At 63.0% G+C, this 1,153-nt stretch carries 1 protein-coding gene; it reads left to right on the top strand.

Annotated features, from left to right (window positions below; genetic code table 11):
* Positions 1 to 202 precede the first annotated feature (202 nt).
* On the top strand, positions 203 to 1,153 hold a 951-nt coding region (locus tag MnOB_RS28435), incomplete at its 3' end, for an IS110 family RNA-guided transposase (RefSeq protein WP_077527884.1).

Raw genomic sequence — 1,153 nt, 5'->3', positions numbered from 1 at the left:
TCCCGACGGATCATCGGGGGCGGGTCAGGAAGCCGAATCCACCCTGAGGCCGCGAGCCTGCAACGTAGATAGTGCTCCTGCCCGCCACACTCACTCGAAGCCACTCGAACGGTATCCAGAGCCCACCGCAGGTGAGAGCTCGCATCAGCAAGGTTGAGTCGGGTGCAGTGATGATCGTTCTGGATGGATAGGAGGAGCTCTCATGCCCAGTGTCGTCGGTATCGACATCGCCAAGCACTCGTTCGACATTGCCACCCTGCAAGCCAACGGCAAGTACCGCACCAAAGCCAAGCTGGCCAATGACCCGGCCGGTTTCCAGGTGCTCCAGCAGTGGTTGCTCAAGCACAGCGAGGCCCACGCCTGGATCGTGATGGAAGCGACCGGCATTTACCACGAAGCGCTGGCCGAATGGCTGCATGGCGAGGGTTTTCGGGTCTGCGTGCTGAATCCGGCCCAGGTCGCCCACTACGCCCGCAGTCGCCTGCAGCGGGTGAAGACCGATCAGGTCGATGCCAAATTGATTGCCGAGTACGGTGAGCGGCATCAGGATGAGTTGCCGTCCTGGCAACCCGAACCGCCGACGATTCGCCGCCTGAAGGCGCTGGTCCGACGTCTCACGGATCTCCATGAGATCAAGCAGATGGAACAGAACCGTCTGGCGGTCACCACCGATGCCCAGGTCCAGCACTCGATCGAGGCGGTGCTGACGCACATCGACCAGCAGATCAGCGCAACCCTGAAGGCGATCCAGGACCACATCGACAATGATCCGGACCTGCGCGGCAAGCGCGAGCTGCTGACCAGCATCGATGGCATTGCCGACAAGACGGCGGCCCTGTTGCTGGCCGAACTGGGCGATCCCCTGCGCTTCAGGAACGCCCGCGCGATCACGGCCTTTGCCGGGCTGAATCCGAAGCTGCAGGAGTCCGGCACCTACAAGGGCCAGACCCGGATTTCCAAGATGGGCTCGGCGCGCCTGCGGGCGGGGCTGTACATGCCAGCGCTGAGTGCGCTGACGCATAACGCGGCCATCCGGGCGCTGAGCGAACGTCTACGCGCGAAGGGCAAGTCAGGTAAGCAGATCGTCTGCGCGGCGATGCGCAAACTGCTGCACATCGCCTATGGGGTCCTGAAATCGGGCCAGCCCTTCGAT

The organism is Metapseudomonas resinovorans, assembly GCF_002003485.1.
Taxonomy (GTDB): domain Bacteria; phylum Pseudomonadota; class Gammaproteobacteria; order Pseudomonadales; family Pseudomonadaceae; genus Metapseudomonas; species Metapseudomonas resinovorans_D.
This window is presented reverse-complemented; position numbering and strand designations above follow the sequence as displayed.